This window comes from Ensifer sp. SSB1 (assembly GCF_016652895.1).
GTDB lineage: Bacteria > Pseudomonadota > Alphaproteobacteria > Rhizobiales > Rhizobiaceae > Ensifer.
Map to the genome: position 1 here is coordinate 1 of NZ_JAEPRP010000335.1, position 2948 is coordinate 2948.

At 62.2% G+C, this 2948-nt stretch carries 2 protein-coding genes; both read left to right on the forward strand.

Annotated features, from left to right (window positions below; genetic code table 11):
• Nucleotides 1-100 precede the first annotated feature (100 nt).
• On the forward strand, nucleotides 101-1435 hold the full coding sequence (locus I8N66_RS36955; protein WP_291165471.1) for a hypothetical protein: 1335 nt from the start codon (nucleotides 101-103) through the stop codon (nucleotides 1433-1435).
• On the forward strand, nucleotides 1432-2948 hold a 1517-nt coding region (locus I8N66_RS36960; protein ID WP_291165473.1), incomplete at its 3' end, for a SpvB/TcaC N-terminal domain-containing protein. The genes I8N66_RS36955 and I8N66_RS36960, both read left to right, overlap by 4 nt.

The window sequence follows — 2948 nt, forward strand, 5'->3', positions numbered from 1 at the left end:
TAGTTTCTAGCCGAAGAGACTACCGCATCACCAACTCGGTTAAGGCGACGCCACCCCGGCAATCCCGGCACGATCTCCGTCTCGAACGTAGGCTAAGGCGATGGGTCCCGGCTTCCTGGCGGAAATTGGCACCGCACAGTCGCCCTTGGCGGAATTCGAGAGGATCGCGACTGCGGCAGGTCACGATATGTCGGAACTGGAAGCCGGACATCTTGCAACAGCCTATCTGCGCGTTGGCGACATCCACAGCTTGCGCTGGTGGATGTCGCATGCGGCTGAAACGGCACGCGCGAAACGCCTGCAAAGCTTCGACCATTTCGGCGGCCGGGCGCGGCTTTGGCAGGGCGTGCACGATCGCGGCGAAGCCTACATATTTGCCGGAGAACCGCTTGAAGAGCGCGACGTCGAACGGATGGGTGAGCACTTCCCCGCCCGGCTGAAGGTCGTGTCTGCAAGGAACATCGAACTTGCGGCAGCCGCCGTGCTCGATGTCAGTGCGACCGCTGAGGATTGGGAAGTCGGCACCCGCGAAGAACTCTACACGCTCTTCAACGTTGGCACTTTGACGATCGGCCCCGGCGCGCGGGTGATCGTCAGAGGCAACGTCTTTTCCATGGTGGTTCAGCACCTCGACGTCCGTGAAAGCGGGGCGAGAGAGATCGGGCAGGACAACCACCATATCGGTATCCTCCCAACGCCTCATCCCGTCGACAGCCGCCTCTCCGGACCACTCGATGGACCTTCCGGATCGGCCGGCAGCGATGGCCAGCCGGGGCGCGACGGAAAATCGCTGCAGTTCCGTGCCTCGGTCTTCGGTCCTGCGGCCGCAAATACCGTTGCAATCATCGACCGCGACGGCAACGGCGGCGCGAACGGACTGGACGGGCAGACCGGGCGGCGCGGACGCACCGGAGGCATGTGCAAAACGGCTGAAATCTCAATTCGCTCGTTTGCCGCTTCCAGCCGTCCCCTCACCATCTTTTGTCAGGCCGGGCAAGGTGGCCGCGGCGGCGCAGGCGGCAAGGGTGGGGACGGCGGCCAGGGCGGGAATGCGGGCCGCGGCGGCGCGAGCTTTCATGACAGTCAGTTCGGCAATGCCGGCGCCGGAGGAAACGGCGGAAATGGCGGACGAGGTGGGAACGGCGGAAACGGCGGCATTTCATCGAACGTTTTCATTTCGTGCCCGCCGAACCGGGCCCATCTAATCGCGATCAAGGCCGTCGATAGCCAGGGCGGCTTTCCCGGGCAAGGCGGCGCTGGGGGACGCGGCGGCATGCCCGGGAATGGCATGACGGCGACCGCCACGGCTGCTCCTGGCACACCGGGACGACCTGGAGCAAGCGGACTTGCCGGCCGGAGCCGGCCGAAGGCCCGCATTCACATCAACGAAATCCTGCAACCTAACACCCGTTCTTTCCATAGGGGGAAGTCATGACCCGCCTCGCGACGTTCTGCAGAATGACCCTGGCACTTGCACTTGTTCTCGCCGGCCCGCCGAATGGAACCGTGCGCGCGGCACTCGCGGCAGCCGACGACGAGGCAGGATCCGACAAGGGTCGGTTCAGTGTCACATCGTCCGGTAGCGCGATCTACACGATCAAAGTTCAGATCCCTCCCGGCGTTCAGGGTTATCAGCCGGCGCTTTCATTCGGCTACAACAGCACGAGCCAGAATGGTCTGCTGGGAATTGGATGGAACCTGAGCGGTTTTTCGAAGATAAGCCGCGTGCGCAAGGTCATCGCGATCGACGGCATTGATGGCGACATCACCTATACCAGTGAAGACCGCTTCGCTTTCAATGGCAAACGTCTTCTGGTGATGACGGGAGCCTACGGCAGCGATCGGAGCGTATATCGCACAGAGATAGACAATTGGGACCAGGTTACGGCAAAGGGGACGAGCGGTACCGGCCCCCAATCCTTCGTTGTGCAGCAACCGAACGGCGAGACACTCGTCTTCGGCGGCACTGACGATAGCCGCGTTCTCGTCACCTCGGGCCAGGAGACTGTTCGCGAATGGCTGCTGTCGTCGCAAACTGACCGGAACGGCAATCAGGTCACCTTTACCTACAGCACCGATCCGACCGGCATAGGTCAAGCGGGCACTCAGGCCTACCCGATCGAAATCGCCTACGGCGGCAACGTCAGCACGCAACCAGCGACGCCGGCCAATCGTTTCGTGCGTTTGACCTACGAGGACCGGCCAGATCCGATCGGAAATTATACGGGCGGCGCGTTGGCGGAAACGACACTTCGCCTGAGCGCCGTCAGCAGCTATCTCGCCGATGACCTCGTCGGCAATTACCGGCTCGGTTACGAAACTTCGCCCTCGACTGGCGCCTCGCGCCTGACAAGCATACAGCTCTTCGACAGCGAGGATGCCAGCGCCAAAGGTCTCTCACCTTCCCGTTTCATGTATCAAACCGGCGCCAACGCCTTCGCGGGCAGTCAGACCTGGCTGCAGGGAGCCTTTACGCCCGCAAACGGTTGGGACCAGACCGCTAACCCGGTGACGCTCGCAGACGTCAACGGCGACGGCTTGGTCGATATCGTCGGGTTCAAGAATGGAGTGCAGGTCGCGCTCGCCAAGCCGGCAGGCTTCGCTGCCCCGACAACCTGGCTCAACGCCTTTTCTCCGGAATACAACTGGTCCGGCGACGAGCCGCGCTACCTAACCGATATTAACGGCGATGGCCTTGCCGACATTGTCGGGTTTTCCGATGACGGGGTTGAAATGGCGCTCGCAGATGCGTCCACATCGACCTTCGTCAAAGTGTCGAGCACCTTTCCGTATTTTGCTCCCAATACCGGCTGGAGTGCGGACGCGCCGCGTTATCTTGCCGATGTGAACGGCGACGGGGCTGCCGACATCGTCGGTTTCAACGATGGCGTCCAGGTGGCACTTGCCGACGGGACTGGTGGATTTGAAGCCCCGCAAACCTGGTTTGC